The following is a 26,921-nucleotide window of genomic DNA, read 5'->3' on the forward strand; positions in this document are numbered from 1 at the left end:
GTTCCGGGGCGGATGTGGTGGCACCGGAACCTCGCGTTTCGCGCGATACGAGAGACGGATTGTGGTGCGAACGAGGCGATTTCGCACCTGGCTGCGCGCCGGATACCGACCCGCTCACGACACTGAAAGTTAGCTGAGGTTCCGCTTCCTTTGAGTGGCGGAGGTTGGACTAGGCCGATATGCTTCGGCCCGTACCCGAATTGACCGGAGCGAAACCCTTTTTGATCCGACGATTCGGTAACGGGCACGATGTGGTGCCGCATGCGGGCTCGGCTTTGGGTCGGCAGGACCAAGCGCGAGCGGGGGGACCCGACTTATGTACGAATCAGTGCCGGCGGCCTCGGCGTGGGCGGTGGGCCGGAGGCAATTACTGGCTCCGGTACTGGCCCTGGGAATCTCGGTCACCGTCGGTATCGGACTGCTGGCCGCCGCCATACTGTCGGTCGCGCCGGCGGACCGGACGGTCACCGCCGTATGGGTCTCGATCGCCGTGGTGGCGGCCTGTACCGCCGTCGCCACCGCGGTCTACTTCCGCGGCCTGATCACCGCCGAGCAGCGCCGCACCGCCGAAACGCTGGACCTGCTCGCCCGCAGTGAGCAGCGGGCCGCGATCGCCGAACAGGCGGTGGCGGCGGAGAAAGAGGTCAGCGCGACCAGCGAACGCCGCCGGTTGGCGGCCATCGCGTCGCTGGCGAACGCCGCCGGCCGGATGCAGGCCATGACCACCAGCATGCTGGCGAATCTGCAGGAGCTGGAACACCGCTACGCCGATCAGGCGGTGCTCACCGATCTGCTCGAAATGGACCATGCCACCGCCCAGGCCGGACGACTCGCCGACAGTATCGCCATTCTCAGCGGTGCCCGCACCGGCCGGCGCTGGGCCAAACCGATCCTCATGGAACGGGTTCTGCGGGCCGCGATCGGGCGGGTCGGCGGATACCAGCGGGTGCGGCTGCGGGCGATCGTCGATATCGCCATCGCCGGGCACGCGGCCGAGGGCGTGATCCACGCACTGTCCGAACTCGTCGACAACGCCTGCCGGTTCTCCCCGCCCACCACCGAGGTGCACATCTACGCCGCCGAGATCCCGGCCGGCCTGGTGGTGACCATCGAGGACAGCGGCCTGGTGATGAGCGAATCGTCGCTACAGCGGGCGCAGCTCACCGTGTCCGGCGCCGAGGGGGACGCGGCGGAGGGGCTCTCCTCGCTCAACGGCACCCGGTTCGGTCTCGCGGTCGTGGGGCGGCTGGCGCGCAAACACGGTCTCACCGTCAGTTACCGGCCGTCCGCGATAGGCGGGACCGCGGCGGTCGTGATGATCCCGCGCGAACTCACCGCCCGGATCGAGCCGCCCGCCACCCCCGCCCTGCCGACCGGTCATTCGGCAGGCCATGCCGTCCTTCCGCCCGGCGTCGGAGACGCACCCGATTCCGGTCCGTTCGCCGTCGTACCGGAAACCGGCGCGCGGTACCGTGCCGCGCCCGCGGAAGCCGCCGCGGCCGACTCGGACCGTCCTCGGCACAACTCCTCGAGCCGGTCGGCGGCCCAGCATGTTTCGGGACGGCACAGCGTCCAGCAGCACAGTTTCGGCGAATTCCCCGCGGTGGCCGCGGCCGAGACCGAAGCGACCACCACCACGGTGCTGCCCAAGCGGCGGCGGGGCAGCACCCTGGCCGCCGCGCATCCGGGGGGTCTGCCCGATCCCGACTCCTCCGAGGGTGCCGCCGCGCACGATACGGCTCCGAAGAATCGGTCGTCGGCGTCGGCGCTGGGAGCCTTCCAGCGGGCGGTCACCGGCCGTGCCGGGGACGACGCCCAGCCGTTCGGCGGACCGATCCAGCCGCCCGGCAACGGCGCCGCGCGACCGTCCCGTCATTCCATGACAACCGACTGGGAGAACGATCGATGACGATGACATCGGATCCAGCGCAACTGGATTGGCTGTTGCAGCGGCTGCTGAGCGAAACCGCCGGCGCGCGGCACGCGGTGCTGCTGGCCGCGGACGGTATCCAGATGTGCCATACCGCGGGACTGTCCATGGACCAGGCCGACCGGCTCGCCGCGATCGCCTCGGGCGTGCAGGCGCTGGCGGGTAGCGCCTCGGCCGAGTTCGGGAACGGCCGCGGCGGGGTCCGTCAGTCGATGACCGAGTTCTACGGCGGCATCCTGTTCATCGTCGGGGCCGGCGCGGGCGCCCAGATCGCGGTGCTGGCCGACGACGACGCCGACGCCGGTCTGGTCGGCGCCCAGATGGCGGCGCTGATCGAGCAGGTCGGGGAATATCTGTCCGCGCCGCCGCGAGGGAGCCGAGCGAGGCTGCTGTGAACCGCCCCGGCCGCGACGACGAACCCGACCGTTTCTACACGCTCACCGGTGGTCGCGCCGCCCCCACCACCGACGAGTTCGATCCGGTGACCCTGGTGGTCAGTGAATGCGCGCCCACGGCGGCCATGCAGTACGAACACGCGGCGATCCTGTCCATGTGCCTGCAACCCACCGCGGTGGTGGAGATCGCGGCCGAATTGCGGTTGCCGATCGGCATCGCGACGGTTCTGGTCGCGGACCTGCTGCACGCAGGCAAAGTCACCGTTCGCCACCCCGAACTCGATACGGGCCCTTACGGTGACACGTTCGATATCGACATGCTCGAGAAGGTGCTAGTTGGACTCCGTAGCCTATGACGACCGCCCCACGCGTGCCCGGGCGCCACTGAGCAGTTCGGTGCGGCATGCCCTGAAGATCGTCGTCGTCGGCGGCTTCGGGGTCGGCAAGACGACCATGGTCCGCGCGGTGAGCGAGATCCAGCCGCTGGACACCGAGGCGGTGATGACCAACGCCGGTGTCGGGGTGGACGATCTGTCCGGGGTGTCCGGGAAAACGACCACCACCGTCGCCTTCGATTTCGGCCGGATCAGTCTCACCGACGAATACGTGCTGTACGTCTTCGGCGCGCCCGGCCAGGAACGGTTCTGGTTCCTGTGGGACCGGTTGTTCACCGGGGCTCTGGGCGCGGTGGTGCTCGTCGATCCGCGGCGGATCAGTGATTCCTGGTACGCGATCGACCGGCTGGAATACCAGGGGACCCCGTTCGTGGTGGCCTGCAACTCCTTCGAACCGATCCCGCCGGCGCTGGACGAGGTCCGCGACGCCCTCGACCTCGATCCCCATGTACCGCTGTTCGCCTGTGACGCGCGTTCGCGCGCGGCCGGCAAACAGGTGCTGATCGGTCTCGTCGAACACCTCATCGGGCGTCAGGCCCCACCCGCGGCGACAGTGGAGGCCCGGTCGTGACCCGCCTGGAATACAACACCGGGATGTCGCCGGGCGGTTGCCCGGTCACCCCGAGCGGGGCGGTCACGCTGGACGGTCCCGGTTTCCACTCCGACCCCGCCCTCCTCTACACGCGGATGCGGTCCGAGTACGGGCCGGTCGTCGCGGTGGAGCTCATCGGCGGTATCCCGGCGTGGCTGGTGATCGGCTATCGGGAGCTGCACCAGGTCACCACGGACGGCCTGCTGTTCCCGCGGGATTCGAGCCTGTGGAATCAGTGGCCGGTGATCCCACCGGATTGGCCGTTGCTGCCCATGGTCGGCCGGCCGCAACCCGGGATCTATTTCACCGCCGGCGCCGCGCACGCCCGGCATGTGAGCCTGGTCGAACCGGCCCTGGAATCGGTGGACCCGTTCGCGTTGCGCACCGCCTGTGAACAACTCGCCGACGGGCTGATCGACCGTTTCTGTGGTCGCGGCTACGCGGATGTGGTCACCGAATTCGCCGAGCTGCTCCCGGTGCTGACGCTGGCGTGGATCATGGGCGTGCCCGAAGCGGACGGCCCGTACCTGGCGCAGACCATGCAGACACTGTGCGACGGCGGTCCGGAAGCGCCCGCCGCCTATCTCCGGTTCGTCGAGTACATGCAGAAGCTGCTGGCGCAGAAGAAGGCCGCCCCAGGGCAGGATCTGGTGTCTCGGATGCTGTCCCATCCCGCACCGTTCGCCGACGAGGAATACGTCCTCAACATGCAGTCGGTGATGGCCGCGGGTTTCTTGCCGACCGCCGACTGGATCGGTAACTCGATCCGTCTCATGCTGGTCGACGACCGGTTCGCCGCCGCGTTCGGCGCCGCCCGGCACAGTATCGGGCAGGCGATGACCGAGGTGCTGTGGGAGGACACCCCCACCCAGATCCTGGCCGGCCGCTGGGTTTCGCGCGATACCCGGCTCGGTGAAGCCCTGGTGCGTCGCGGCGATATGTTGCTGCTCGGTCTGGCCGCCGCGAACGCGGATCCGCATATCCGGCAGTACTCGGGCGCCGGCGCCGAACCCGCCCACTCCGGCAATGCCGCGCATTTCGCCTTCGGCCACGGCGAATACCGCTGCCCCTATCCGGCGCAACAGATCGCCGAGATCATCGCGCGGACCGGGATCGAGGTGCTGCTCGACCGGCTACCCGACCTCGATCTCGCGGTGCCGGCCGAGTCCCTGATCCGGCGACCCTCGCCCTTCCTGCGCGGATTCACCGCGCTCCCGGTCGATTTCACTCCCGTCCCCGCCGTTGGAGGTGGCTCTTGAGCCAGCAATGTCCGCATACCGCGGCCCTGACAATCGACCCGATGGTCGCCGATCTCGCGGGGGAGACCCGCACCCTGACCGAGGGTCCGGCGCTCACCAGGATCGAACTGCTCGGTGCGCCCGCCTGGACCGTCACCCGGCACAATCTGGCCCGGCAGCTGCTCACCGACACCCGCCTGGTGAAGGACCATACGCAGTGGAATCTGTGGCAGTCCGGTGTGGTGACCCGGGAGTGGCCGTTGATCGGCATGATCGACGCCGGACGCTCCATGTTCACCGTGGACGGCGCCGAGCACCGCCGGCTGCGGATCAAGACCACCCGGGCACTGGCGCCGCGCCGGCTGGGCGCGCTGCGACCGAAGATCGAACAGTTCACCGCCGAACTCCTCGACGACCTGGCCGCCGCGGGCGCCGGGAACGAGGTGGTCGATCTCAAGCAGATCTTCGCCTACCCGCTGCCGATGCGGGTGGTCAGTGAGCTGATGGGGGTCCCGCGCTCCGATCACACCATGCTGCTGGAGTCCTACAAGGCCTTCTTCTCCCTGCTGACCCCGCACGACGAGCGGATGCGGGTATTCGCCGAACTCGACGACTACTACACCGGTCTGATCAAGGAGAAAACCGCCCGGCCCGCCGACGACCTGACCTCGGACTTCATCCACGACGTTGCCGACGGCGAGACTCCGCTCACCGAGGCGGAGGTGCACGGCAACCTGAAGGCCCTCGTGGCCGCCGGGCACGAGACCACGGTCAGCCTGATCATCACCACCGTCCGCGCCCTGCTGGGTCACCCGGAGCAGCTGGCGGCGGTCCGGTCCGGCGACCGCACCTGGGAGGAGGCGATCGAGGAGACCCTGCGCTGGGACGGCCCGGTCATCCACCTGCTGATGCGTTTCGCCACCGAGGACATCACCGTCGACGACTTCACCATCGCCAAGGGGGACGGCGTCGTCCTGTCCTATCGCGCGATCGGCCGGGACCGGTCGCTGCACGGCGCGGACGCCGACACCTACGACATCACTCGCCCCACCGCCAACCGCAACATCTCCTTCGGCTACGGCCCGCACATCTGCCCCGGTGCGGCCCTGGCCCGGCTCGAGGCGTCCATCGCCGTGCCCGCGCTGTTCGACCGGTTCCCGGACCTGCAGTGCGCCACGCCGCTGAGCGAGGTCGGCAACCTGCCGGTTCTCACGCAGAACGATCCGGCGGCCTTCCCCATCCGGCTGGGTAGCTAGAGCGCCGGTCGTTCGCCACCGGGCCTCGATGCCGAAACCCGTTCGACTGTCGAGCGGACTACGCCGTGGTCGTGAGGCGGCGCGGTCAGGTATCCGCGGTTCGGTGGAGCGCGTCGAGCAGATGGCGCAGGGCCGGCCCGGGCGGCCCGGGCGTTACGGCGAGCGATGTCGTCACCGACAAATCGGTGAGAGGCCGGATCGCGATCCCATGGACGGTGGGCAGCGAGGCCACCTCGTAGAACACCGTCCACGACGGCGGGCCCACGGCGATATCGGCGAGGGTCTGCTGCAGGGTGGTGAACGGCGGGCCCACGGGCGGGTCGATTCCCGCGGTACCGCACGCTTCGGTGACCAGATCGTGGAACGGCGGATTGGCCTCCCGGGCGGCCAGGCGCAGCGGGAGGGACCCGAGCTGCTCGAGCCGCAGCTCGGGTGCGTCGGCGAGCGGATGGCCGGCCGGGAGTGCGACGTACAGCGGGTCGGTCCACACCTCGAGTGCTTCGAGGCCGGCCGAGGGGCGTAGCGCGCGCACCAGAGCGGCGTCCAATTCACCGGACCGCACCGCGGCGAGTCGCTCGGCCGGCGCCAGTCGCCGGGCCCGGACCTGAAGGCGCGGCGCGATCGCGGCCAGCGTGTTCAATGCTCGATACAGTCGATCGCCCGGTGCGTGCAGGGTGCCCAGTCGCAGCGTGCCGTCGTCGCCCGCCGTGATATCCCCGGCGATGCGACGCATCCGCCGCGAGGCCGCGAGTACGAGCCGCGCCTCGTCCAGCAATCGTTCGCCCGCCCCGGTGAGCCGAACATGCCGGGTCGATCGGTCGAACAGGAGAATCCCGAATTCTCGTTCCAGCCGCGCGATCTGCTGGCTCACCGCCGACTGGACGATATTCATACTCCGGGCCGCCCGGCCGAAGCCGCCCTCCTCGGCGACGGCCACGAAGTACTCGAGCTGCCGCAGTTCCACTGCGCCTCCATCGATCTCGATCCGTGATCACTGCCCGGCACAACTGCGTCTGGTTCGCGCTGTCTTCCCGGTGTGCACTGAGAGCAACAATGAACGAAGGAGACATCATGCCGGACCGTATCCCCGAAGCCCTGGTCGTACCTGTGGCGACCGCGGAAATCGTGGACCTACCCCACGGAGGGGCCTTCCATCTGCTCGCCGACGCCGTCGACACCGGCGGCGCGCTGGGCGCGAACCGGCTCACTCTCGGCGCCGGTGCGGACGGGGCCGCGCCGCACTACCACGGGCGGTCCACGGAACTGTTCTACGTGCTTGCCGGTACCGCGGAATTCCTGCTCGACGGCACTTCGACAACGGCCCCCGCGGGCAGTCTCGTCGTGGTGCCGCCGGGTATGCCGCACGCCTTCGGCGCCGCACCCGGGTCGCCGGTCGATCTGCTCATCGTCCTCACCCCCGGTATCCAGCGGTTCGAGTACTTCCGTCACCTCGGCCGGATCCAGCGTGGACACGCGGACTTCGACAGCTTGCTACCGGAACAACAGCGGTACGACGTCCACTTCCTGCCCGCGTCGGCCTGGCGCCGCCCGGCCGACGCGCCTGCGTAACCGGGCGGAGCCGGTCCCACGGTGTATCCGAGGCCGGGCCCCGGACGGCTCGAGGCGACGAGAACGACCACGTGCAAGACTGGTCGCGTGCGTTTGTATCGTGACCATGCCGTCGTGCTGCGCCAGCACAAGCTGGGCGAGGCCGACCGTATCGTCACGCTGCTCACCCGGCAGTACGGTCTCGTGCGCGCCGTGGCCAAAGGGGTGCGCCGCACCAAATCGAAATTCGGCGCCCGGCTCGAGCCGTTCGCCTATATCGACGTGCAGCTGCATCCCGGCCGCAGCCTCGATATCGTGACCCAGGTCCACACCGTCGAAGCCAACACGTCCGCCATCATCGCCGACTACGGCCGCTACACCACCGCCTGCGCCGTCCTGGAGACCGCTGAACGCCTGGCCGGTGAGGAGCGCGCCCCCGTTCCTCGCCTGCACACCCTCACCGCGGGTGCCCTGCACGCGATCGCCGAAGGGCAGCGCCCGCCCGAACTGGTCCTCGACGCCTTCCTGCTGCGCGCCATGGATTATGCCGGCTGGGCTCCCGCCGTCGACGAATGCGCTCGCTGCGCCACCCCCGGCCCGCATCGCGCGTTCCATGTGGGCGCCGGCGGAGCGGTCTGCGTCCATTGCCGCCCACCCGGCGCCGTCACCCCCGCTCCCGCTGTCTTCGACCAGCTGCTGGCGCTCCGCCACGGCCGCTGGGAACGGGTCGAGACGATCCCCGAATCGGCGCGCCGGCAGGCCAGCGGACTGATCGCGGCCCACCTGCAGTGGCATCTGGAACACAAACTCCGCACCCTGCCGCTGGTGGAGCGCAGTGGTAGCGCACCCCGCATCGGAGCATCGGCGAACACCGGCGAAGAACTGCGCGCGGTAGATCAGGTCGCCGGTGCGGCGGGCCCAGGGTAGTGACGATTCGGCCCGGCTCGCGTGCGCCCGGGTCGACACCGCACCCGGCTGCCCCGTCGGGAGCCGGACCGTCGGCAGAGCTAGGCTTTGGAGCGTGATCCTGCGTCGTGACACCACCGGTTCGGACGTGCCCGCGTCCGATACCGCCCGTACCATCCGACCGCCGTCACCGCATCCTTCCGGGGCCCGCCCGCCGGAGATTCCCGCGGAACTGGTTCCCCGGCATGTCGCGCTGGTGATGGACGGTAACGGGCGCTGGGCGCAGGAGCGTGGGCTGCCGCGTACCGCGGGCCACGAAAAGGGCGAGGCCGTGCTCATGGACACCGTCGAGGGTTGTATCGAGATCGGTGTGAAGTGGTTGTCGGCGTACGCGTTCTCCACCGAGAACTGGCGGCGCAGCCCCGATGAGGTGCGGTTTCTCATGGGGTTCAACCGGGATGTGATCCGGCGGCGGCGGGACGAGATGCACGAGATGGGGGTGCGGGTGCGCTGGGCGGGGCGGCGGCCACGTCTGTGGCGCAGCGTGATCCGGGAGTTGGAGACGGCGCAGGAGCTGACCAAGGACAACACCGTGATGACCTTGACCATGTGTGTCAACTACGGTGGCCGGGCCGAGATCGCCGATGCGGCACGGGAGATCGCGCGCCGGGTGGCGGCGGGGGAGATCGATCCGGAGAAGGTCGGTGAGGATACGATCGCCCGGTTCCTGGACGAGCCGGATATGCCGGATGTGGATCTGTTCCTGCGGCCGTCGGGAGAGTTCCGTAGTTCGAATTTCCTGATCTGGCAGTCGGCGTACGCCGAATTCGTCTATCAGGCGACTCTGTTCCCGGATTTCGATCGGCGCAATCTGTGGGAAGCCTGTCTCGAGTACGCGCGGCGGGATCGCCGGTTCGGGGGTACCAAATGAGTGGCGAGGCCGAATCGGGTGCGCTGGCACCGGATCTGGAGTTGCAGGCCCGGGCCGGTGCCGGGCTGGGGCTCTACGATATCGACGTCCGGGTCGACAACGACGGTTCGCTGCGTTTCGATTTCCAGGGCGCGTTGTGTTCGCTGAGCGCGTTCACGTTGACACCGGGTCTGGATGTGCTGTCGCTGACGTGTGTGCTGGCCTGGGATCGGCCGCTCAAACCGCAGCTGCACAAGCGGGTGGCGGAACGGAACGCGTCGTTGCAGTTCGGTTCGATCGCGTTGATCGCGCACGACAAGCTCGCCGATGTGATCCTGCGCTACACCTTCCCGGCGGCCGGCCTGGACGATATGGCGTTGACGACGATGCTGCTGCTGGTGCTCGGTGGCGCCGGTGAGGCGCGCAAGGGCCTGCTGCCCTGACCGGTCAGGGCGGGCCGGCGACCGTCGTGGATCCGGCCGCCGGCCAGGTGCCGCGGTTTTCCGGGTCGCCATAGGGGAACAGTGTGTCCACGCCGCGCAGGTATTGGTCACGCACCAGGTCGCCCAGCAGCAGGTGCTGCAGCACGAAACCGGGGAGCAGTCCGAAGAGCGCGGCGGCGACCGCGTTCACGTCGGCGTCGGGCGGTAGCCATCCGGCCGTGCGCATCCGTTCGGCGTATTCGCGCCACATTTCCCGGATGCCCGTCAGGGTCCGGCGCACGGGGGCGGCCGCCTCTTCGTCGACGAGGGCCAGTGACCAGGCCTGCGGCGCCAGGCGTATCCGGCCCTCCGGCCCGCTCTGGGTGTCGATCCAATCCGTCATCCGCGCGACCAGTTGCGCCGGGGTGGGGAGCGGGTCGCTGTGGATGACGGCCGTCATCTGCGCGCGGATATCCCCGGCGGCGGTCGACGCGAGCGCGATGACCAGTTCGTCCTTGCTCTTGAAGTAGCGGTATACCGCGCCCGCGGACAGGCCCGATTCGGTGAAGACGTCCTGCATGGAGGTCTGGTGGAAGCCCTTGCGGACGAAGCAGATACGGGCGGCGTCCAGGATCTGCCGACGGCGGCGTTCCAGGTGTTCGTCACTGACTCGGGGCATACGTCCAAACTAAAACGAATGTTCGTTCTTGACAAGGTGCGGGGGTGGTGGGACGGTGAGTGCACCTAAAAAGAACGAGCCTTCGATTTTCTGGGGAGAACGTCATGAACGTCATCCAGCGCGCCGTGGCACTCGGGGTGGGCGCGGCCCTGCTGCAAGCGTTGATGCTGATCGCATTTGCGTGGCCGGCGACCAATATCGCGCCCCGTGACCTACCGCTCGCCGTCGCCGGCCCGCAGGCCGCGATGGTCGAGGCCCGGCTGACCGGCCAGAATCCCGGCGCGTTCGAGCTCACGCTCGTACCCGACGAAGCGGCGGCCCGCGCGGCCATCGGCGACCGTGAGGTCTACGGCGCGATCGTGACCGGCGGCGGCGCGCCGCGGGTGCTGGTCGCTTCCGGCGCGGCCCCCGCGGTCGCCCAGCAGCTCACCCAGATCGGCCAGCAGATGTCCGCCGCGCCGGCCGCGCCGGTCGAGGATGTTATCCCCGCCGACCCCGACGATCCGCGCGGAGCGGGATTCGGCGCCATGGCGCTTCCGCTGGTCATGGCCGGTATTGCGGGCGGTGTGCTGCTGACCCTGCTGATTCCCGCCGCCGGTGGTCGTGCGCTCGGGGCGCTCGTCTTCGGCATCGCCGGTGGTCTGCTGAGTATGCTCGTCACCCAGACGTGGCTGTCCATCGTCCCCGGTAGCTACCTCGCCCTGTCACTGGTGGCCGGGCTGGTCTCCTTCGCGGTAGCCGGGACGGTCGCCGGACTGGCCACCGTGATCGGCCGGGCCGGTATCGGCATCGCCGCGCTGACCATGCTGCTCATCGGCAACCCGTTCTCCGCCGCCACCGCCGCTCCCGAGCTGCTGCCGCAACCGTGGGGCACGATCGGGCAGTTGCTGCCCCCGGGTGCCGCGGCATCGCTGCTCCGCTCGGTGGCGTTCTTCGACGGCGCGGGCGCGCAGCGTCCGGTACTGGTGCTGCTGGCGTGGGCGGGATTCGCCCTCGTCCTGTTCGGTATCGGAGCGATCCGCGATCGGGCCCGTGTCGAGCCGGCGTCGCCCGCCGAGCCGGCGCCGGTGCCGGTCACCGCGTGAACCGCGAACGGAATACGGCGAGGGCCGCTACCACCCGGTGGTAGCGGCCCTCGCCGTACGCGGAGCTTCTCCGGGGTGCTAGCCCCGGCCGACCGCGGAGCAGGAGTGGCAGGTTCCGAAGATCTCCAGCGTATGGCTGACCTCGGTGAACCCGTGGCTGGAGGCGGTGCTGGCCGCCCACGCCTCCACGGTCGGTCCGGCGACCTCGACCGTGCGACCGCAGTGCCGGCACACCAGGTGGTGGTGATGACCGGTCGAGCACTGCCGGTAGACGGATTCGCCGTTGTCGGTGCGCAGGACATCGACCATTCCGGCGTCGGCCAGTGATTGCAGAGTGCGGTAGACGGTGGTCAGTCCGATCCCCTCGCCGCGCCGGCGTAGCTCGTCGTGTAGCTCCTGAGCCGACCGGAACCTGTCGATGTCCTCCAGTAGCGAGGCGATCGCATTGCGTTGCCGCGTGGTGCGAATACCGACTGCTCTCTGTGTGGCGGTCCCTTTGCCGGTGACCAGGTTCTCGGACACGAATTACCCTTCTTCTTCGGCGTGCGCTACTGCGTCGACCACGATATGCGCCAGATGGTCGTCGACGAGTTCGTAGAGGACCTCCCGGCCCGATCGCTCACCGTGCACCACCCCGGCCGATTTGAGAATCCGCAGATGCTGGCTGACCAGCGGTTGTGTAACGCCGAGGGCATCCACCAGCTCGTGCACACAGCGCGGCGACTCCCGCAGTTGTAGCACGATGGCGATGCGAACGGGTGCCGCGAGTGCGCGCAGTAGTTCTCCGGCGTTCTCCAGCACGGTCCGGGTGGGTATGGGGACCGGCGCGGGGGAGCGGTAGGGATTGTGCTGCCCGGCGGCGGCAGTGTCGGTTGTCATCGTCCACTCCTTATTGGAAACCGGTCCCATTTTGATATGCATGGGTATGCATGTCAAATATCCATGCCGATACGCACGCGGATCGTGCCCGCACGGACCCGGCGGCGGTGCTCCGGGCGCGCGCGGGCTGCGGATGGGCCGGGCTCGCGGGCACCTACTAGGCTGTACCCGATCAGCCGTGCACGGCAGTGCAGCTACCGTGGGCAACTGCGATCACGTAGCCCGATCCGGGCAGCGTAACTACTGGCGATTCGTAGTGGATGGAGAATTCTCGCGTGGCACCCAAGTCGAAGGTGGACACCGTTGCCAACCTCGCCAAGCGCCGGGGCCTGGTGTACCCGTGCGGTGAGATCTACGGCGGTACCAAATCGGCGTGGGACTACGGTCCGCTGGGCGTCGAGCTCAAGGAGAACATCAAGAAGCAGTGGTGGCGGTCCATGGTCACCAGCCGCGAGGATGTGGTCGGCCTCGACTCGTCGGTGATCCTGCCGCGCCAGGTCTGGGTGGCCTCCGGCCATGTCGAGACCTTCTCCGATCCGCTCGTCGAATCCCTGCACACCCACAAGCGCTACCGGGCCGACCATCTGCTCGAGGCCTACGAAGCCAAACACGGCCACCCGCCGGTCAACGGACTCGCCGATATCAACGACCCGGAAACCGGCCAGCCCGGCAGCTGGACCGAGCCGAAGAACTTCTCCGGCCTGCTGAAAACGTTCCTGGGCCCGGTGGACGACGAAGAGGGCCTGCACTACCTGCGCCCCGAGACCGCCCAGGGCATCTTCGTGAACTTCGCGAACGTGATGACCACCGCGCGCAAGAAGCCGCCGTTCGGTATCGCCCAGATCGGCAAGAGCTTCCGCAACGAGATCACCCCCGGCAACTTCATCTTCCGCACCCGCGAGTTCGAGCAGATGGAGATGGAATTCTTCGTCAAGCCGGGCGAAGACGCCGAATGGCACAAGTACTGGATCGACACCCGCTTCTCCTGGTACACCGGCCTGGGTATCGACCCGGAGAACCTGCGCCTGTACGAGCACCCGAAAGAGAAGCTCTCGCACTACTCGGCCGGTACCACCGATATCGAGTACCGCTTCGGTTTCCAGGGCGGTGAATGGGGCGAACTGGAAGGTGTCGCCAACCGCACCGATTACGACCTGTCCACGCACGCCAAGCATTCCGGCGCGGAACTGAGCTACTACGACCAGACCACCGAGGAACGCTACGTCCCGTACGTGATCGAGCCGGCCGCCGGCCTCACCCGGTCGCTGATGGCATTCCTCGTCGACGCCTACGCCGAGGACCAGGCCCCGAACGCGAAGGGCGGTGTGGACACCCGCACGGTACTGCGCCTGGACCGTCGCCTTTCGCCGGTCAAGGCCGCGGTGCTGCCGCTGTCGCGCAACGCCGACCTCACCCCCAAGGCCAAAGACCTCGCCGCCCGGCTGCGCCAGCACTGGAACGTGGAGTTCGACGACGCCGGCGCCATCGGCCGCCGCTACCGCCGCCAGGACGAGATCGGCACCCCGTTTTGCATCACCGTCGATTTCGACACCCTCGACGACCATGCCGTCACGGTGCGCGAACGCGACACCATGACCCAGGAACGGATCGCCCTGGATCAGGTCGAAGGCTATTTGGCGCAGCGACTCATCGGCTGCTGACCTGCGTTCCTTCCGCTCCTCGTCGTTCCCGCCGCCCGATCGGGGTAGTGCGTGAGCGGGAGCGGAAGGAGCAGGCCATGTCCGACGACGACCGGAACGGCAGCACGGCGGTGATGCCCTCCGATATCCGCAGCGATATACCGGTGTTCGACCGCTTCGCCGGACGGGTCGGCAGCTGGGTGTCGCGCTCGTGGTACTTCACGGCGTGCGTACTGATCGTGGTCCTGTGGGCTCCCTCGATCGTGCTCCTGCCCATCGACACCTGGCAGTTGGTGATCAACACGATCACCACCATCATCACCTTCCTGATGGTGGCGCTGCTGCAGAACACCGAGAAGCGTGCCGACGACGCCGTCCAGCAGAAACTCAACGCCATCGCCGACAGCCCGGCCGATCTGATGTCCACCGTCCCCGGCCTGGAAGAGGACCGGCGCGAGCTACTTGCCGCTGTCGGCCTCGAAGACCGGGAAAGCAGCTGAGAGTCGGCCGGAAACCTGCCCCGGTCCTCGCTAGCATCGGGGTGTGATCACCATCGATACCACCTACACCGGCCATGTCTCACCGGGTTCCGCGCCGCAGCGCCGCGAGGTCCCGGGCGCCCGGGTGACCAAGATGTCGGTCGGCCCGATGGACAACAACACCTACCTCGTCCAGTGCGCCGCCACCGGCGCCGCCCTGCTCGTCGACGCGGCCAACGAAGCCGACCGCATCCTCGAGCTGATCGAGCAGGAGACCACCGACGGGGTCGGCCTGATCGTCACCACCCACCAGCACGGCGACCACTGGCAGGCCCTCGAAGCCGTCGCCGCCGCCACAGACGCACCGACGGCGGCCCACTCCCTGGACGCCGACCCGCTTCCGGTACTGCCGCAGCGCATCCTGGCCGAAGGCGACACCGTCACCGTCGGCGACCTTTCCCTCGAAGTGATCCATCTGGTCGGGCATACGCCGGGTTCGGTAACTCTCGCGCTGACGGACGGGTCCGGCCGGACCCACCTGTTCACCGGCGACTGCCTTTTTCCAGGAGGTATCGGGAAAACTTGGCGTCCCGAGGATTTCGCCACCTTGCTCGACGGGGTGACCACCAAGCTCTTCGATCGCTACGGCGACGATACGGTCGTGTACCCGGGCCACGGTGACGACACCACCCTCGGTGCCGAACGGCCGCAGCTGGCGGAGTGGAAAAGCCGCGGCTGGTAGATCCTGGCGTGATACCACCTCGGCGCGGAGGCGACTCGGGGAGCTGGCCGCGGTAGGCCGTGGGAGGAGCGTCGATGGGACGGGTCCGGGCGCTGCCGGTACCGGTCGGTCGCGCTGACCGAAGCACCGGCGGCCGCCCGACGGTGGAGTGCGGTATCGGCCGCGGAACTGTCCACGGCGGTCTGACGGCCGGAGCTGCCGCGGGTACGCTATGAGCTCCGCGCGCGAACTCCGTCGGCGCGGCGACCGGGGGGTCTTACGCGGTGAAAGACTTTCTTGACGGCACTGCCAAGGAGCTGGTCCGGCGGTTGCGGGACGACTTGGTAGAGCTGCTCAGCAGACGGGCCGGCGGCCACCTTCACGGCAGAGTGGACGGCATCTCGGAGGGCGCCGACCGGGCGGCGGTGACGTATCGAGGCGCCGAAGAACACGGCAGACAGCAGATCCCGACGGGTGGGCCGGAGCGGTCGCCGGCGGATTCCCGGCGAGGGCTCGCGGAACGCCCGGCAGAGGCATCGCCGCCACTGGAAACGGAAGCTCCCTCGCCGGTGACCGGATCCCACGACGACGGGCCGGGATCCGATCGCGCACAACATTTCGTTCTGAGACTGACCCAAGCGGACAGAGCTGCCTTCGCCGACCTCGCCGACAAGCTCTCTCTGCAGAACATGGTCGGCGACGCCAAGCTTCTTGCGTCGTTCGAGGAAATACGCGGAAAGAAGTTTTCGGCGGAGGAAAACAGGCTTATCGGGCTCTTGGACACGATGCAGGCGGAGCAAGGCGGGAAACTGATCAAGATGAATCTGGAATTCCGCTGGGTCTCGGCGGAGCCAGGTCTCGGAGTTCCGAAGCTCGTGGAGGACGCACGTGTGCACGGAGGATCGGAACCGAACAGACCCTGGACGCATATAGGGGGCAGCGTCGTACAGGATTTCATGGCACGAGATCGCGATCCCGGTGTCCTGTTCATCTACGACGGCGACAAGCTCAGACCGCCGACCGAGGAAGAAAAGAAGGACCCCGGCGGGAAGCGTATGTACATGTACGCCAAGAAGCCTGTCGACGGGCTGGAATTGAAGGACGCGCTGTTGGGGATGATCCGCTTCGACCCTCCCAGCGGCTGAGAGTACGGGACGTGGCGAGTCGGCGAGCGCCGGACTTCGGGCCCGAGTCGCCTCGTGCCTACTCCATGACCGAAGCGATCACCGGCAGATGGTGATCGCTCGTCCGGAGGGAGGCCCGAATCGGGCCTACACCGCTCCCGGCGACCGTGACCCGAGCGACGGCGCCGGGAGCGGTTCGACTCAGGACAGTTCGACCAGTTTCTGTCGCAGCCAGCTCAGCGTGGTGACCCCGCCGGCCACCTGGTAGCTCGGGTAGCTCTGGTGAATACCGGATTTCACGAAGTCGTCGACCTGCTTCTTGCGCTCCTCGTAGGCGGTGCCGTTGAGCTGGTCGTGCAGCAGGCCGAGGCCGCCGGCGGCGAGGGCGTCGTTGAGCAGCTGCATGCCGAGGGTCTGGTAGTTGCCGAGCTGGGTGGGGTCGGCGTTGGAGACCTGGGCGAAGAATCCGGCGATCCGGGCGGCGAAATCCCCGTCGGGGGTCGAGCAGTACAGGTCGCCGACGGCGCAGAAAGTGTAGGTGCGGTTGCTCAACCAGCCGAAACCGGTCAGCCGGGGGCCACCGGCGCCGGCGCCCAGGACCGGTGGGCCGATGAGGTTGTCGAGAGGGGAGCGGCGCGGGTCGGCGATCAGGCCGACCAGGCCCACCCGGTCCGGCGAGACCACGCCGAGCCCGGTCCCGATCTCGGAGGCGAGGTCACCGGCGGCGTCGGCGCCCTGGCTGTAGCCGAGCAGCGCGAATCGGGTATTTCCGCAGCGCCGTGCCACATCGGAGATCAGTCCGCGGGCTCCGGATACGGCCTCGTTCTTCGAGCGGCCGTAGACCTCGCCCTCCCAGGGGAAGGCGGTGGCGGTATAGGCGACGTAATCGGTGTGGGCGTTGCCCGGCAGGCCGTCGGCGGCCAGGGCGAGCATTCCCTTGCCGGGGTCGGACTTCGACGTCTCCCAGGTGCCCGGTATCGCGACCACATACAGGTCGGGGCAGTTCGCGGGCGCCGCCTGGGCGGTCGTGGCCACGGCGGGGGCGAGGACCGACGCGAGGGTTACCGCCATGCCGGCGGTGGCGCTCTTCCAACGAGAAAACATCGTGTGCTCCATGTGCTCACCGAGACGGCCACCGGCCGTTCACCTGTTCCCAGGATTCCCAAAACAGTCGACGGGCATGCCACGCCTTTGTGGTGTGACGTGTGGGTGCGAGTTCGTCGACCCCGATGGATGGATCAGAGGCACTTCAGATCTCGCCGAGGGATAGCCAAGCACATCGGCGCCCGTTCCGAAAGTCGAATGTACCGGTGTTCGGCCCTGATCAACGGGATATTCACTGTCCGGCGGCGCTGTGCCGCGAAATTCGCCCGCTCACGGTGGTTTCGGCGCCCCTGCCGGTGTGGCGCGCTCACTCGGTAGCCGGGCGTGTTCGAGGAGGTGGGTAGGCAGGTCGTGCAGGTTCCGGCGATCCCGCGCGGACCACGCGTCGGCATCGATCGTCACGGCCGGGGTCCTCGGATCCTCCCGCATGGGCCACCTCCGCGGACGGTGCCGGCAGTTCGGCCCTCACCCGGTCGGTGGTGGTTTCCGCGGCGGCGAGCCGTTCGTGGCCGCTCGGGGTGAGGTGCACGGCGTAGCTGCGGCGGTCACGTTCGGCGCGGTGGCGCTCGGCCAAGACCTGCCTTCCAGCTCGTCGACGATGGAGACCGTCGAGTGTCGGGACGCGAGGCGGTGCCTGCGTACGAGGAAGTGATGCTCGACTACGGTTTCCGGGCTGGAGCGGAGTCACTGCGCGCGGCCGGGTGAGGTCTGTAAAACGTGTTTCTTCCCTCGGCCGGAGGGTCGCTGATAACGATTCGGGCCACAAGAAGTGCCCGTCCCGCCGGGGAACGGGTGCCCACGCCTTCCCGCTCACGTCCCTGGCGGCGGCGCCTCCCCTTTGGTAATTCCGTGACCAGCGCAAACCTCGAATCTTGGCGTTACGGCGGGGTGGGGGTCCTGTGCTCGCGCGGTGTCCGGGGCCCCGAGCCTGCCTGGCAGACTTGAGGCGTGACTTGGACCCCAGTGCGTACACGACCGGATTCGCGTGCCGATTCCGGTGCTGCGCGCGGGATCGGTGCCGGGATCCTGCGCTGGGCCGGGCGGCTGCTCGGCGGTGCCCTGGTGGTGGGAATGATCCTGGTGGGCGGTACCGCCGTGCGGGTGTGGCAGGTGGCGCGGATCGAGGACTACACACCTGCCGACGCCATTGTGGTGCTGGGCGCCGCGCAGTACTCCGGGACACCGTCATCGGTGTTCGAGGCGCGCCTCTATCAGGCGGCGAGCCTGTACGAGCAGGGGGTGTCGGACCTGGTCATCACGGTCGGTGGCAAACAGGAGGGGGATCTGTACACCGAGGCCGCCTCGGGAAAGATGTACCTGATGGACGCGGGTGTCCCGGAGAGCGCCATCCTCGCCGTGGAGACCGGTTCCGACACGCTGCGCAGTGTGGAGGCCGTGGCCGCCGCGATGCAGGAACGCGGACTCGGTTCCGCAGTGCTGGTCAGCGATCCGTGGCATTCGCTGCGGACCCGCACCATGGCCCGCGACGCCGGACTGGACGCCTGGACCGCACCCACCCGCACCGGTCCCGCGGTGTACACCCGGGAATCGCAGGCGCACGGTATCGCCCGGGAGACCGCGGCCCTGCTCTGGTATCAGCTCACCCATTTCTCGGCGGATTTCAACTACACCGCCGGGCAGTGAAGCCTTCACCCGCCGGTGCTGCCGGACCTCCCGGCCGGTCACTGCCCGATGGCAGACTGGGTGCGGTGATCTACACCGAGCACGACCGCGAACGCCTGGTCGGCGAGGCGCCCAAAACGGCCGGCCTCGCCGGTGCCGGAGCCCATGGAAACGGGCACCGCACCGAATTCGCGCGCGACCGTGCGCGCGTGCTGCATTCGGCCGCGCTGCGCCGCCTCGCCGACAAGACCCAGGTGATGGGTCCCCGCGACGGGGACACGCCGCGCACCCGGCTCACGCATTCGCTGGAGGTCGCACAGATCGGCCGCGGTATCGCCGACGGCCTCGGCTGCGACCCCGACCTGGCCGAACTCGCGGGTCTGGCGCACGATATCGGCCATCCGCCCTACGGTCACAACGGCGAGAAAGCGCTGGATATCTTCGCCACCGATTTCGGCGGGTTCGAGGGCAACGCCCAGAATCTACGAATCCTCACCCGGCTCGAACCGAAGGTCCTCGATTCCTACGGCGGCAGTGTCGGGCTCAATCTCACCCGCGCCGCGCTCGACGCCGCGATCAAATATCCGTGGCATCGCACCGAGGCGGGCGGCAAATTCGGCGCCTACGAGGCGGACGCGGACCGGTTGTCCTGGGTCCGCAAGGGCGCCCCGGAGCGGCGGCCGGCGCTGGAATGCCAGGTGATGGACTGGTCCGATGATGTGGCCTACTCGGTGCACGACGTGGAGGACGGCATCATCGCCGGGCGGATCGATCTGCGCGCGCTGGCCGATCCGGTGGAGCGGGTCGCGCTGGCCGAGCTGGGACATGTACAGCATCGCGGCCTCTCGGTCGACGATCTGGTGGCCGCCGCGCAGCGGCTGTCCGAGCTGCCGGTTGTCGCGGATGTGTTCGTCTACGACGGCGCCCTCGCCAGTTCGGTCGCCTTGAAACGGCTCACCAGTGAACTCGTCGGCCGGTTCGCGAACGCGGCGGTCGTGGCGACGCGCGCGGCCCATCCCGGACCGCTCGCCCGCTACTCCGCCGACCTGGTGGTGCCGCCGGTGGCCGCCGCCGAGGTCGCCGTCCTGAAGACCGTCGCGCTGCGCTACGTCATGTCCGATCCCGACCACAAGTTGCGCCAGGCCGAGCAGCGCGCCCGCCTCACCGCCGTCGCCGAACACCTGCTCGCCACCGGCCCCGCCGCGCTCGATCCACTGCTGCTGCCCTGGTGGGAGACCGCCGCCGACGACAGCGCCCGGGTCCGGGTGATCGTCGACCAGATCGCCTCCTACACCGAGAGCCGCCTGGAACGCATCGCCGCCACCCTGGATTCGTGACGGTGCGCACGGTAGCGCCGCCCGGCGTCAGGGTGCTCGGGTTCCGGCGTGTACCCGCTCGCCTAGACTCGACTCCGTGACCGGACGAATACCTGCTCGCGATATCACCGCCATTCGGGAGCGCGTCCGGATCGAGGATGTGGTGGGCGAGTACGTGGCGCTCAAACGGGGTGGCGCGGACTCGATGAAGGGGCTGTGCCCGTTCCACGACGAGAAGTCCCCGTCCTTCCATGTGCGGCCCAACCACGGCCTGTTCCACTGTTTCGGATGCAACGAGGGCGGTGATGTGTATGCCTTCCTGCAGAAGATCGAGCACATCGGTTTCGTGGAAGCCGTCGAGCAGATGGCCGACCGGATCGGCTACCGGATCAACTACGAGGGCGGCGGGACATCGGTCCAGCGCGACCGCGGCACCCGGTCCCGGCTGGTGGCCGCCAATGCCGCGGCCCACGAGTTCTATGTCGAGCGGCTGCGCGGCCCCGACGCCACGGTCGCCCGCAAGTACCTCACCGACCGTAACTTCGACGAGGCCGCCTGGACCCAGTTCGGCTGTGGCTATGCTCCCGACGGCTGGGACGCCCTCACCAAGCACCTGCTGAACCGGGGCTTCGATTTCAAAGAGCTCGAGGCGGCCGGTCTGTCCCGGCAGGGCCGGCGCGGCCCGATCGACCGGTTCCACCGGCGGCTGCTGTGGCCGATCCGCAATCTCGGCGGCGATGTGATCGGTTTCGGCGCCCGCAAACTCTTCGAAGACGACACCATGCCGGGAAAATACGTGAACACCCCGGAAACCCTGCTGTACAAGAAATCACAGGTGCTGTTCGGTCTCGACCACGCCAAACGGGAGATCGCCAAGGGCCATCAGGCCGTGGTCGTCGAGGGCTACACCGATGTGATGGCCATGCATCTGGCCGGGGTGAAAACCGCCGTCGCCGCCTGCGGCACCGCCTTCGGTGACGACCACCTGGCGATCCTGCGGCGGCTGCTCATGGACGACAACTTCTGGCGTGGGGAGATCATCTTCACCTTCGACGGTGACGCCGCCGGTCAGGCCGCCGCCCTCAAGGCATTCCTCGGTGACCAGAAGGTCGCCGGGCAGACCTACGTCGTGGTCTCGCCCGACGGCCAGGACCCCTGCGAGATGCGCCAGCAGTCCGGTGATGCCGCCCTGCGCGATATGGTCGCCCGCCGCGAACCGCTGTTCGATTTCGCGCTGCGCCAGGAGATCGCCAAACGCGAGGACAGCCGCACCCGTGCCCTCACCTACGACAGCCAGGTCGAGGTGATGCGCTGGGCGGTTCCCATCGTCGCCCAGATCAAGGACCACGGCCTGCGCAAACGCTATGCGACCCAGCTCGCCGAATGGACCGGCTGGCAGGATCCGCAGCTGGTGTACCGCCGGGTCGACGAGGAGGCCCGCAAGTTGCGCGGCGCGGCGGCCGCCCCGCCCGCGCGTGCGCCCCGGGGCGAGCAGTCCGGTCCCACGCCGCCTGCCGCCCGCCCCGACCCTCGCGACCCGGTGCTGCGTTCCCAGCGGCAGGCTCTCACCGCCGGCCTGCAATACCCCGAGATCGCGGGCCCGGCGTTCGACGCCCTGGAAGCCGACGCCTTCACCCACCCCGCCTATGTCGCCGTCCGCACCCTCATGGCCGAGGCCGGGGGAGTGTCCGCGGGCCTCTCGGGTGCGGACTGGGTGGGCACGATCAGCGATCGCACCGACGACCTCACGCTGCGCGCCCTGGTCTCCGAGCTCGCCAGCGAACCGCTGCCGGTGAAGACCACCGGCGATATCCCCCGGTTCATCACCGGAGTCCTGGCCAACGCCCAGGCCGCCCTGGTCGGACGGCAGATCGCCGAACTCAAGTCACGGCTGCACCGCGTCTCCTCGGTCGACGAACCGGAGACCTATATGGCGTTGTTCGCCGACCTCGTCGCGCTCGAGCAGTACCGCAAGAGTCTGCTGGAACAGGCCATGGGCACCAGCGAATTCGGCGCCGCCTGACCCGCGGTGAGCTATCGCCGCCGGAGCTGATCGTGCGGGACCATCACGGTGGTGCGCTCGTCGAGCGGCTCCATCGGCTCCAGTTTCGGCTGGGTACTCAACTTGTCCGACAGCTTCTGTCTGCTCACCTGCACCAGCTTGCGCGTCACCGGGCTCCCCGCGACCGCGCGGGCACTCGCGCTGATCTGCTCATAACGTGCCCGCCCGGCCTTACTGCCCAGCACATAACCGGCAGCGATACCGATGATCAACCGCAACATTGTGGGTGGAGCTCCTCCCAGTAGTCCGTGCCGACCCATCCTGCCCGACAGCACCGACACCTGTCGATCCGGTCCCCACCGCCGGTCGGGCCCGGTTTCGGCCGCCCGCCCCGGCTCGACCCGGCGATTTGGGCGCGCACCCACCCATACGCTAAAGTTTGCTCTCGGTCGGCCCGGTACGGGCGAGGCCACCGAGCAATCCCCTATAGCTCAATTGGCAGAGCAGCCGACTGTTAATCGGCAGGTTACTGGTTCGAGTCCAGTTGGGGGAGCACAAACCGCAGGCCGGGTCCGATGGTGGGGCTTGACCTGCGGTTTTTTCGGCCGATTAGCAAAAATGCACCAGGTTCCCGCACCGAATTCCCATCCGGTCGAACGAGATGGCGATCGTCTTTCGTGGGTTCGTGCCACTGAAGGTAGGCCTGACGCCGATAATTCCGCACCACCCGGCTGCCGACGGCACCGTCCCGAACTTCGGGTCGAGTCGGTGGGTTCGGAGATCAGAGGTGCCACGAATTCATGATCTCCGAGGTCATCGCCCGACCACATTGCCGCGATTAGCGTCGACATCGACAGTGATGGGACAACGATCGGAACGATGATGAACAGAGGCGGCGTCGAGGTCGCGGTGACAGAAGGCCTGCTGCGGCACGGCATGCCGTATCTGGCGTTCGGTAGTGGCCGGCCGCTGGTATTTCTGCGCTGGTTCACCCCGGATCACGCCAATCCGACCGGACGGATGCGGTCCTCGGAGTTGAAGAAGCTGGCCGGTCTCGCCCGGCGGTTCCGGGTGTACACGGTGGGCCGGGCGCCGGGTACAGTGGCCGGTGCCACCATGGCCGATTTCGCCGACGAACATGCCGACGCTTTGCGCGCCGAATTCGGCGAACCGGTTGATGTCCTCGGTGTGTCCTCCGGTGGTTCGATCGCCCTGCAGCTGGCCGCCGATCATCCCGAGGTAGTGTGCAAACTCGTTGTTGTGTCGGCGGCGTGCCGGTTGGATCCGGTTCTGCGGATCGGTCAGCGCCGCTATGCGGAGGCAATGCTGGCGGGTAGGCCCGGGCTGCATCACTTGGCGCCGGCCACCGTCGCCGATCCGGTGGGCGCCCGTCTGGCGGGGGCGGCGATGTGGTTGGCCGATCCGCTGGTTCGGCCGAAGGTACCGGCCGACACCCACCACTTCTTGATGGCCGAGGACGGTTTCGATCTCACCGGAAGGCTCGGCGAGATCACGATGCCCACCTTGATCGTCGGCGGCGACCGCGATGGCTCCTACAGCACAGAGACCCTTCGGTGCACCGCCGACGGCATCCCGGCCGCGCGTCTCATCCTGTACCCGCGCACCGGCCACCTCGGCGCGGCCTCGCATCCACATTTCGTGGACGACGTCGTTCGATTCCTGGGCGATTCGATGCTGTAGCCCACCGTGCGGGGCGACTGACCGCTGGGGACCGATCGCCCGGCCGGCGGTGTCAGGCGGGCCGGGCGCCCATCACACATGTGATTCGAGCCGGTCGCGAGCGACAGACGCCGATCTAGACCGGATCCGACTCCGTGCGGGCACGCCATGCGGCGGCCGAGTCCAGGGTTGCCATCGGATGCAGCATGGCGTAGTCGAAAGCCGCGAGTGCGGCGCCATCCTGGATGCGGCGCGGCAGATCTGGATTCGCCAGTGCGCCGCGACCCAGCGACAGTACGTCGGCATGCCCCCCGGCGAGAACCTTCGCGGCTTGCTCCAGCACATGCATGCCACCGTTGGCCACAACCGGCCGGCCGGAGACCTCGCGTGCCAGCTGGGTGATGGTCGTACCGCTCGGGAAACGCGCGGTGTCGATGAAATCCCTACCCTCGCTGGCGATATGCAGGAAACTGGCCGCTGTCAGGGCGGCGAATACCACCCGTGCGTCGGCCTCGCCGCCGGGCCATCGATAGCTGAAGTCGTTGACCTTGGTCTGCGACAGTCGCACACCGACCGGAAAATCGCCTACAGCGGCGCACACTTCGTTCAGCACCCGCGCGGTGAGTCGGATGCGGTTCGTCACCGGTCCTCCGTACTCGTCGGTGCGCTGATTGGTGTAGTCGGTGAGAAACTGGTCGAGCAGGTAACCGTTCGCGCCATGTATTTCGACACCGTCGAAGCCGGCCGCTCGCGCGTTCTCGGCGGCGGTGACGAAACCGCCGACTACGTCGTCGATATCGCTTGCCGACATCTCTCGGGGCACACCCCACGCGCCACCCGCTCCGCCGTAATCGACCATCATCTGTCCGCGTGGCCGAACGGCCGACGGGCCTATGGGCTCGAAACCGCGGGCGTTGCCCTGCGAGATCGCGCCCGCATGCATCAGCTGGGCCGTTATCGCGGCTCCGCCGGAGTGGACGGCCTCGACCACAGCCTGCCAACCCTCGACATGCCGGTCGGTCACCAGGCCTGGCTGATTGAAGTAGCCCTGGCTGTGGGTGGAATCGGTGTAGATGCCCTCGGTGGTGATCAAACCGAAACCGCCCGTGGCGAATTCACGGTAGTAATCGACCATCTGCGCGGTCGGCACGCCATCTGGTGCCGCGGATACGCGAGTCATCGGAGCGACCGCCAGGCGATTGCGTAGCGGTAGCGCCGCGAGGTGAAACGGCTCCAAGGCCGGGTGGGTCAGAGTGCGTTCGGTGGTTGTCAACGGGTCAACTCCTCGTCTGGTCGGGCTGCGTGCACGGCCCGTGCCGAGCACGCGACGACGAGCCTTCCCGACCGTGTCGGCAGGGGCCAGTGCCCGGCGCACCGCTGTTCCGAGAGCCTGGGTCCGGCAGACCTAGCTTTGCCGGTCGCGCTCGATGAGCGTGCGCAACGCCTGCTCGGTGCGACTACCGGGCTTGGCGGTGTAGGTCACCAGGGCGCGGACCCCCGGATCGGCTATCGGCGAGAAGAACTCGTAGTCGAGTTCGATCCGGCCCAGATCGGGATGCTGGATGTAATAGGTGCCGAATGCCACATCGTTGACGTCATGGCTGGTCCAGAGCTCATCGAACTGTGTGCTGGCCGACCGCATTCGTGTGATCAGCGCAGTGAGGGCGACATCGCCGGGCCGGTGGCCGATCCGCAAGCGCAGATCGGTGGCGACCTGGCGAGCCAGGGCGGGGTGCTCGTCGGCGAACAGCGCGCGGATGCGGGGATCCAGGAAGACCAGTTGCGTCCAGTTGCGCTGCTCGCCCGGTAAGTCGGCGAAATCGATCCCGAAGACCAATTCCGCCGCCCGATTCCAGCCCAGCAGATCGGTGTGATGGCCGATGATGTAGGCGGGCACGAACTCGAGCGCGGCCAAGAGTACGCGCAGGGCCGGGCGCAAGGTCGGCGAATTCGGCTCGACGAGGTCGGCCGGCGACGGTGGGCGGGCCAGGTTGTGCAGGTGAATGCGCTCATCGGGGCTCAGTTGCAGGGCGGTTGCGACAGCGTCGAGGATCTCGGTGGAGACGTTCTCCAGCCGTCCCTGCTCCAAACGGGCGTAGTAGTCGGCGCTTATGCCGGCGATTTGTGCGAGTTCTTCGCGACGCAGGCCAGGCACGCGCCGCCGGGTGCCGAAGTAGGGGAGACCGACGTCTTCCGGCCGTAGCCGCCCACGGCGCGAGGACAGAAAACTGCCGATTTGCTCAACATCGCCCACAGAGGACGATTATAAGGTGGGTCGGTCAGGCCCCGGTTGACTGGTCATGGGTGCGGTAGGGGCTGGTTGTCGGAGCCGACGCTGGTCAAGCTCAGTGCTGACACTGCGTACCGACCAGCGAAAGGACTGCCCGATGGCCGCCCGAATCCACAAGATCGCCACCGACCCCGATTGGTATCACCCCTATCGCATCTCCCAGGCCGTCGTGGCCAACGGAATGATCTATGTCTCGGGCCAGGCCGGTTTCACCGAGGACGGCACGACAGTGTCAGGAGGCTTCCGTGCACAAGGGCGCCAGGCCTTCCGCAACGTCGAGACCGTTCTGGCCGCAGCGGGCGCGACGCTGGCCGATGTGGTGAAGGTCGGCATCTTCGTGCGCGACATGGCCGCCAATCTCCCCGATGTCCTCGAACTGCGCGCCGAATTTCTCGCTGAGCCCTATCCGGCGGATACTTTGTTGGAGGTGTCTGCGCTGGCCCAGCCGGAATGGCAGATCGAAATCGAAGTGATCGCCCTCTGCCCGGTTGAAGGTTCTCGCGGTAGCGACTGACCGGTGGAGCCGCAAGGCATCGGAACAGCGGAGAGGTTCCGGGCAGGCCGTCGATTCCCTGGCCGGCCGATCCAGGCCTGTTACGCAAGATACTGTGAACCTGCACACCATCGAACCCTCGCTACCGGCGGGTCCGCGTACCGAACATGCCCGTGTGTGACGTGTTCCCAGGTGAGCTCGGCGAAGCGTTCTA

Annotated in this window: 28 protein-coding genes and 1 tRNA gene; 21 read left to right on the plus strand and 8 right to left on the minus strand. The window is 68.0% G+C overall.

Annotated features, from left to right (window positions below; genetic code table 11):
* Nucleotides 1-316 precede the first annotated feature (316 nt).
* Genes IG75_RS36460 through IG75_RS0121445 form a run of 6 tightly spaced genes read left to right on the plus strand, consistent with a single transcriptional unit; the run spans nucleotide 317 to nucleotide 5,806 of the window.
* Entirely contained in the window at nucleotides 317-1,909 is a 1,593-nt protein-coding gene (locus IG75_RS36460; RefSeq protein ID WP_063834178.1) for a sensor histidine kinase, read from the plus strand.
* Between the two features lie 2 nt (nucleotides 1,910-1,911).
* On the plus strand, nucleotides 1,912-2,325 hold the full coding sequence (locus tag IG75_RS0121425) for a roadblock/LC7 domain-containing protein (RefSeq protein ID WP_030523153.1): 414 nt from the start codon (nucleotides 1,912-1,914) through the stop codon (nucleotides 2,323-2,325).
* The gene (locus IG75_RS0121430) at nucleotides 2,322-2,681 is read left to right on the plus strand and encodes a DUF742 domain-containing protein (RefSeq protein ID WP_030523152.1); all 360 of its coding nucleotides are present in this window, start codon (nucleotides 2,322-2,324) and stop codon (nucleotides 2,679-2,681) included. The genes IG75_RS0121425 and IG75_RS0121430 overlap by 4 nt, the downstream gene beginning before the upstream one ends.
* On the plus strand, nucleotides 2,662-3,291 hold the full coding sequence (locus tag IG75_RS0121435) for a GTP-binding protein (RefSeq protein WP_030523151.1): 630 nt from the start codon (nucleotides 2,662-2,664) through the stop codon (nucleotides 3,289-3,291). The genes IG75_RS0121430 and IG75_RS0121435 overlap by 20 nt, the downstream gene beginning before the upstream one ends.
* Nucleotides 3,288-4,571: a cytochrome P450 family protein gene (locus tag IG75_RS0121440; protein ID WP_281181608.1), complete on the plus strand. Its 1,284-nt coding sequence runs from the start codon at nucleotides 3,288-3,290 to the stop codon at nucleotides 4,569-4,571. The genes IG75_RS0121435 and IG75_RS0121440 overlap by 4 nt, the downstream gene beginning before the upstream one ends.
* A gap of 41 nt (nucleotides 4,572-4,612) precedes the next feature.
* Nucleotides 4,613-5,806: a cytochrome P450 family protein gene (locus IG75_RS0121445; RefSeq protein WP_081877032.1), complete on the plus strand. Its 1,194-nt coding sequence runs from the start codon at nucleotides 4,613-4,615 to the stop codon at nucleotides 5,804-5,806.
* Nucleotides 5,807-5,891: 85 nt separating this feature from the next.
* Here the strand turns inward: IG75_RS0121445 and IG75_RS0121450 are convergent, their stop codons facing one another.
* The gene (locus IG75_RS0121450; protein ID WP_030523148.1) at nucleotides 5,892-6,770 is read right to left on the minus strand and encodes a LysR family transcriptional regulator; all 879 of its coding nucleotides are present in this window, start codon (nucleotides 6,768-6,770) and stop codon (nucleotides 5,892-5,894) included.
* A gap of 107 nt (nucleotides 6,771-6,877) precedes the next feature.
* On the opposite strand from IG75_RS0121450, the gene IG75_RS0121455 reads away from it, so the two are divergent.
* The 4 genes from IG75_RS0121455 (at nucleotide 6,878) to IG75_RS0121470 (ending at nucleotide 9,613) form a co-directional block, all read left to right on the plus strand.
* Entirely contained in the window at nucleotides 6,878-7,375 is a 498-nt protein-coding gene (locus tag IG75_RS0121455) for a cupin domain-containing protein (protein WP_030523147.1), read from the plus strand.
* 87 nt (nucleotides 7,376-7,462) lie between these two features.
* Entirely contained in the window at nucleotides 7,463-8,281 is an 819-nt protein-coding gene (recO, locus tag IG75_RS0121460; protein ID WP_051714784.1) for a DNA repair protein RecO, read from the plus strand.
* A gap of 94 nt (nucleotides 8,282-8,375) precedes the next feature.
* Entirely contained in the window at nucleotides 8,376-9,191 is an 816-nt protein-coding gene (locus tag IG75_RS0121465; protein WP_030523145.1) for an isoprenyl transferase, read from the plus strand.
* Nucleotides 9,188-9,613 carry a hypothetical protein gene (locus tag IG75_RS0121470; RefSeq protein WP_030523144.1) on the plus strand — a complete coding sequence of 142 codons (426 nt, stop codon included), beginning with the start codon at nucleotides 9,188-9,190 and terminating at the stop codon, nucleotides 9,611-9,613. Before IG75_RS0121465 ends, IG75_RS0121470 begins: the two co-directional genes overlap by 4 nt.
* A gap of 4 nt (nucleotides 9,614-9,617) precedes the next feature.
* On the opposite strand, the gene IG75_RS0121475 is transcribed toward IG75_RS0121470, so the two are convergent.
* Nucleotides 9,618-10,271 (minus strand): TetR/AcrR family transcriptional regulator, encoded by a 654-nt coding sequence (locus tag IG75_RS0121475; protein WP_051714785.1) that lies wholly within the window; start codon nucleotides 10,269-10,271, stop codon nucleotides 9,618-9,620.
* Nucleotides 10,272-10,375: 104 nt separating this feature from the next.
* On the opposite strand from IG75_RS0121475, the gene IG75_RS0121480 reads away from it, so the two are divergent.
* Nucleotides 10,376-11,356 (plus strand): hypothetical protein, encoded by a 981-nt coding sequence (locus IG75_RS0121480; protein ID WP_030523142.1) that lies wholly within the window; start codon nucleotides 10,376-10,378, stop codon nucleotides 11,354-11,356.
* 78 nt (nucleotides 11,357-11,434) lie between these two features.
* On the opposite strand, the gene IG75_RS0121485 is transcribed toward IG75_RS0121480, so the two are convergent.
* Together IG75_RS0121485 and IG75_RS0121490 are read right to left on the minus strand one after the other, a co-directional pair.
* Nucleotides 11,435-11,878, minus strand: a complete 444-nt coding sequence (locus IG75_RS0121485; protein WP_174561188.1) for a Fur family transcriptional regulator — start codon at nucleotides 11,876-11,878, stop codon at nucleotides 11,435-11,437.
* A 3-nt stretch (nucleotides 11,879-11,881) separates the two neighbouring features.
* Nucleotides 11,882-12,235: an ArsR/SmtB family transcription factor gene (locus tag IG75_RS0121490; RefSeq protein ID WP_030523140.1), complete on the minus strand. Its 354-nt coding sequence runs from the start codon at nucleotides 12,233-12,235 to the stop codon at nucleotides 11,882-11,884.
* 260 nt (nucleotides 12,236-12,495) lie between these two features.
* On the opposite strand from IG75_RS0121490, the gene IG75_RS0121500 reads away from it, so the two are divergent.
* The 4 genes from IG75_RS0121500 (at nucleotide 12,496) to IG75_RS0121515 (ending at nucleotide 16,220) form a co-directional block, all read left to right on the plus strand.
* Nucleotides 12,496-13,896, plus strand: a complete 1,401-nt coding sequence (locus tag IG75_RS0121500; protein WP_210436829.1) for a glycine--tRNA ligase — start codon at nucleotides 12,496-12,498, stop codon at nucleotides 13,894-13,896.
* 77 nt (nucleotides 13,897-13,973) lie between these two features.
* Nucleotides 13,974-14,375 (plus strand): low affinity iron permease family protein, encoded by a 402-nt coding sequence (locus IG75_RS0121505; RefSeq protein ID WP_030523138.1) that lies wholly within the window; start codon nucleotides 13,974-13,976, stop codon nucleotides 14,373-14,375.
* A 43-nt stretch (nucleotides 14,376-14,418) separates the two neighbouring features.
* On the plus strand, nucleotides 14,419-15,096 hold the full coding sequence (locus IG75_RS0121510; RefSeq protein ID WP_030523137.1) for an MBL fold metallo-hydrolase: 678 nt from the start codon (nucleotides 14,419-14,421) through the stop codon (nucleotides 15,094-15,096).
* Between the two features lie 263 nt (nucleotides 15,097-15,359).
* Nucleotides 15,360-16,220 carry a hypothetical protein gene (locus IG75_RS0121515; protein ID WP_030523136.1) on the plus strand — a complete coding sequence of 287 codons (861 nt, stop codon included), beginning with the start codon at nucleotides 15,360-15,362 and terminating at the stop codon, nucleotides 16,218-16,220.
* Between the two features lie 180 nt (nucleotides 16,221-16,400).
* Here IG75_RS0121515 and IG75_RS0121520 read toward each other — a convergent pair whose 3' ends face one another.
* Nucleotides 16,401-17,303: a cutinase family protein gene (locus IG75_RS0121520; protein WP_030523135.1), complete on the minus strand. Its 903-nt coding sequence runs from the start codon at nucleotides 17,301-17,303 to the stop codon at nucleotides 16,401-16,403.
* A gap of 1,071 nt (nucleotides 17,304-18,374) precedes the next feature.
* Between IG75_RS0121520 and IG75_RS0121530 the strand changes: the two genes are divergently transcribed.
* The 3 genes from IG75_RS0121530 (at nucleotide 18,375) to dnaG (ending at nucleotide 22,265) form a co-directional block, all read left to right on the plus strand.
* Nucleotides 18,375-18,947, plus strand: a complete 573-nt coding sequence (locus IG75_RS0121530; protein WP_081877044.1) for a YdcF family protein — start codon at nucleotides 18,375-18,377, stop codon at nucleotides 18,945-18,947.
* A 68-nt stretch (nucleotides 18,948-19,015) separates the two neighbouring features.
* Nucleotides 19,016-20,263: a deoxyguanosinetriphosphate triphosphohydrolase gene (locus tag IG75_RS0121535; protein WP_373863755.1), complete on the plus strand. Its 1,248-nt coding sequence runs from the start codon at nucleotides 19,016-19,018 to the stop codon at nucleotides 20,261-20,263.
* 76 nt (nucleotides 20,264-20,339) lie between these two features.
* Nucleotides 20,340-22,265: a DNA primase gene (dnaG, locus tag IG75_RS0121540; RefSeq protein WP_030523131.1), complete on the plus strand. Its 1,926-nt coding sequence runs from the start codon at nucleotides 20,340-20,342 to the stop codon at nucleotides 22,263-22,265.
* A gap of 11 nt (nucleotides 22,266-22,276) precedes the next feature.
* Here the strand turns inward: dnaG and IG75_RS0121545 are convergent, their stop codons facing one another.
* Nucleotides 22,277-22,525: a hypothetical protein gene (locus tag IG75_RS0121545; protein WP_030523130.1), complete on the minus strand. Its 249-nt coding sequence runs from the start codon at nucleotides 22,523-22,525 to the stop codon at nucleotides 22,277-22,279.
* A 199-nt stretch (nucleotides 22,526-22,724) separates the two neighbouring features.
* Between IG75_RS0121545 and IG75_RS0121550 the strand changes: the two genes are divergently transcribed.
* Both IG75_RS0121550 and IG75_RS0121555 read left to right on the plus strand, forming a co-directional pair.
* Nucleotides 22,725-22,797: transfer RNA gene (locus tag IG75_RS0121550), tRNA-Asn, on the plus strand.
* A gap of 326 nt (nucleotides 22,798-23,123) precedes the next feature.
* A complete protein-coding gene (locus IG75_RS0121555; protein ID WP_245713228.1) occupies nucleotides 23,124-23,945 on the plus strand; it encodes an alpha/beta fold hydrolase in 822 nt (273 codons plus the stop codon).
* A gap of 115 nt (nucleotides 23,946-24,060) precedes the next feature.
* Here the strand turns inward: IG75_RS0121555 and IG75_RS0121560 are convergent, their stop codons facing one another.
* A complete protein-coding gene (locus IG75_RS0121560) occupies nucleotides 24,061-25,197 on the minus strand; it encodes an oxidoreductase (protein WP_030523128.1) in 1,137 nt (378 codons plus the stop codon).
* A gap of 132 nt (nucleotides 25,198-25,329) precedes the next feature.
* The gene (locus IG75_RS0121565; protein WP_030523127.1) at nucleotides 25,330-26,178 is read right to left on the minus strand and encodes a helix-turn-helix domain-containing protein; all 849 of its coding nucleotides are present in this window, start codon (nucleotides 26,176-26,178) and stop codon (nucleotides 25,330-25,332) included.
* Nucleotides 26,179-26,311: 133 nt separating this feature from the next.
* Here IG75_RS0121565 and IG75_RS0121570 point away from each other — a divergent pair, with 133 nt between their 5' ends.
* On the plus strand, nucleotides 26,312-26,728 hold the full coding sequence (locus tag IG75_RS0121570; RefSeq protein WP_030523126.1) for a RidA family protein: 417 nt from the start codon (nucleotides 26,312-26,314) through the stop codon (nucleotides 26,726-26,728).
* Nucleotides 26,729-26,921 lie beyond the last annotated feature (193 nt).

It is taken from the genome of Nocardia rhamnosiphila NBRC 108938, from assembly GCF_000720425.1.
Taxonomy (GTDB): domain Bacteria; phylum Actinomycetota; class Actinomycetes; order Mycobacteriales; family Mycobacteriaceae; genus Nocardia; species Nocardia rhamnosiphila.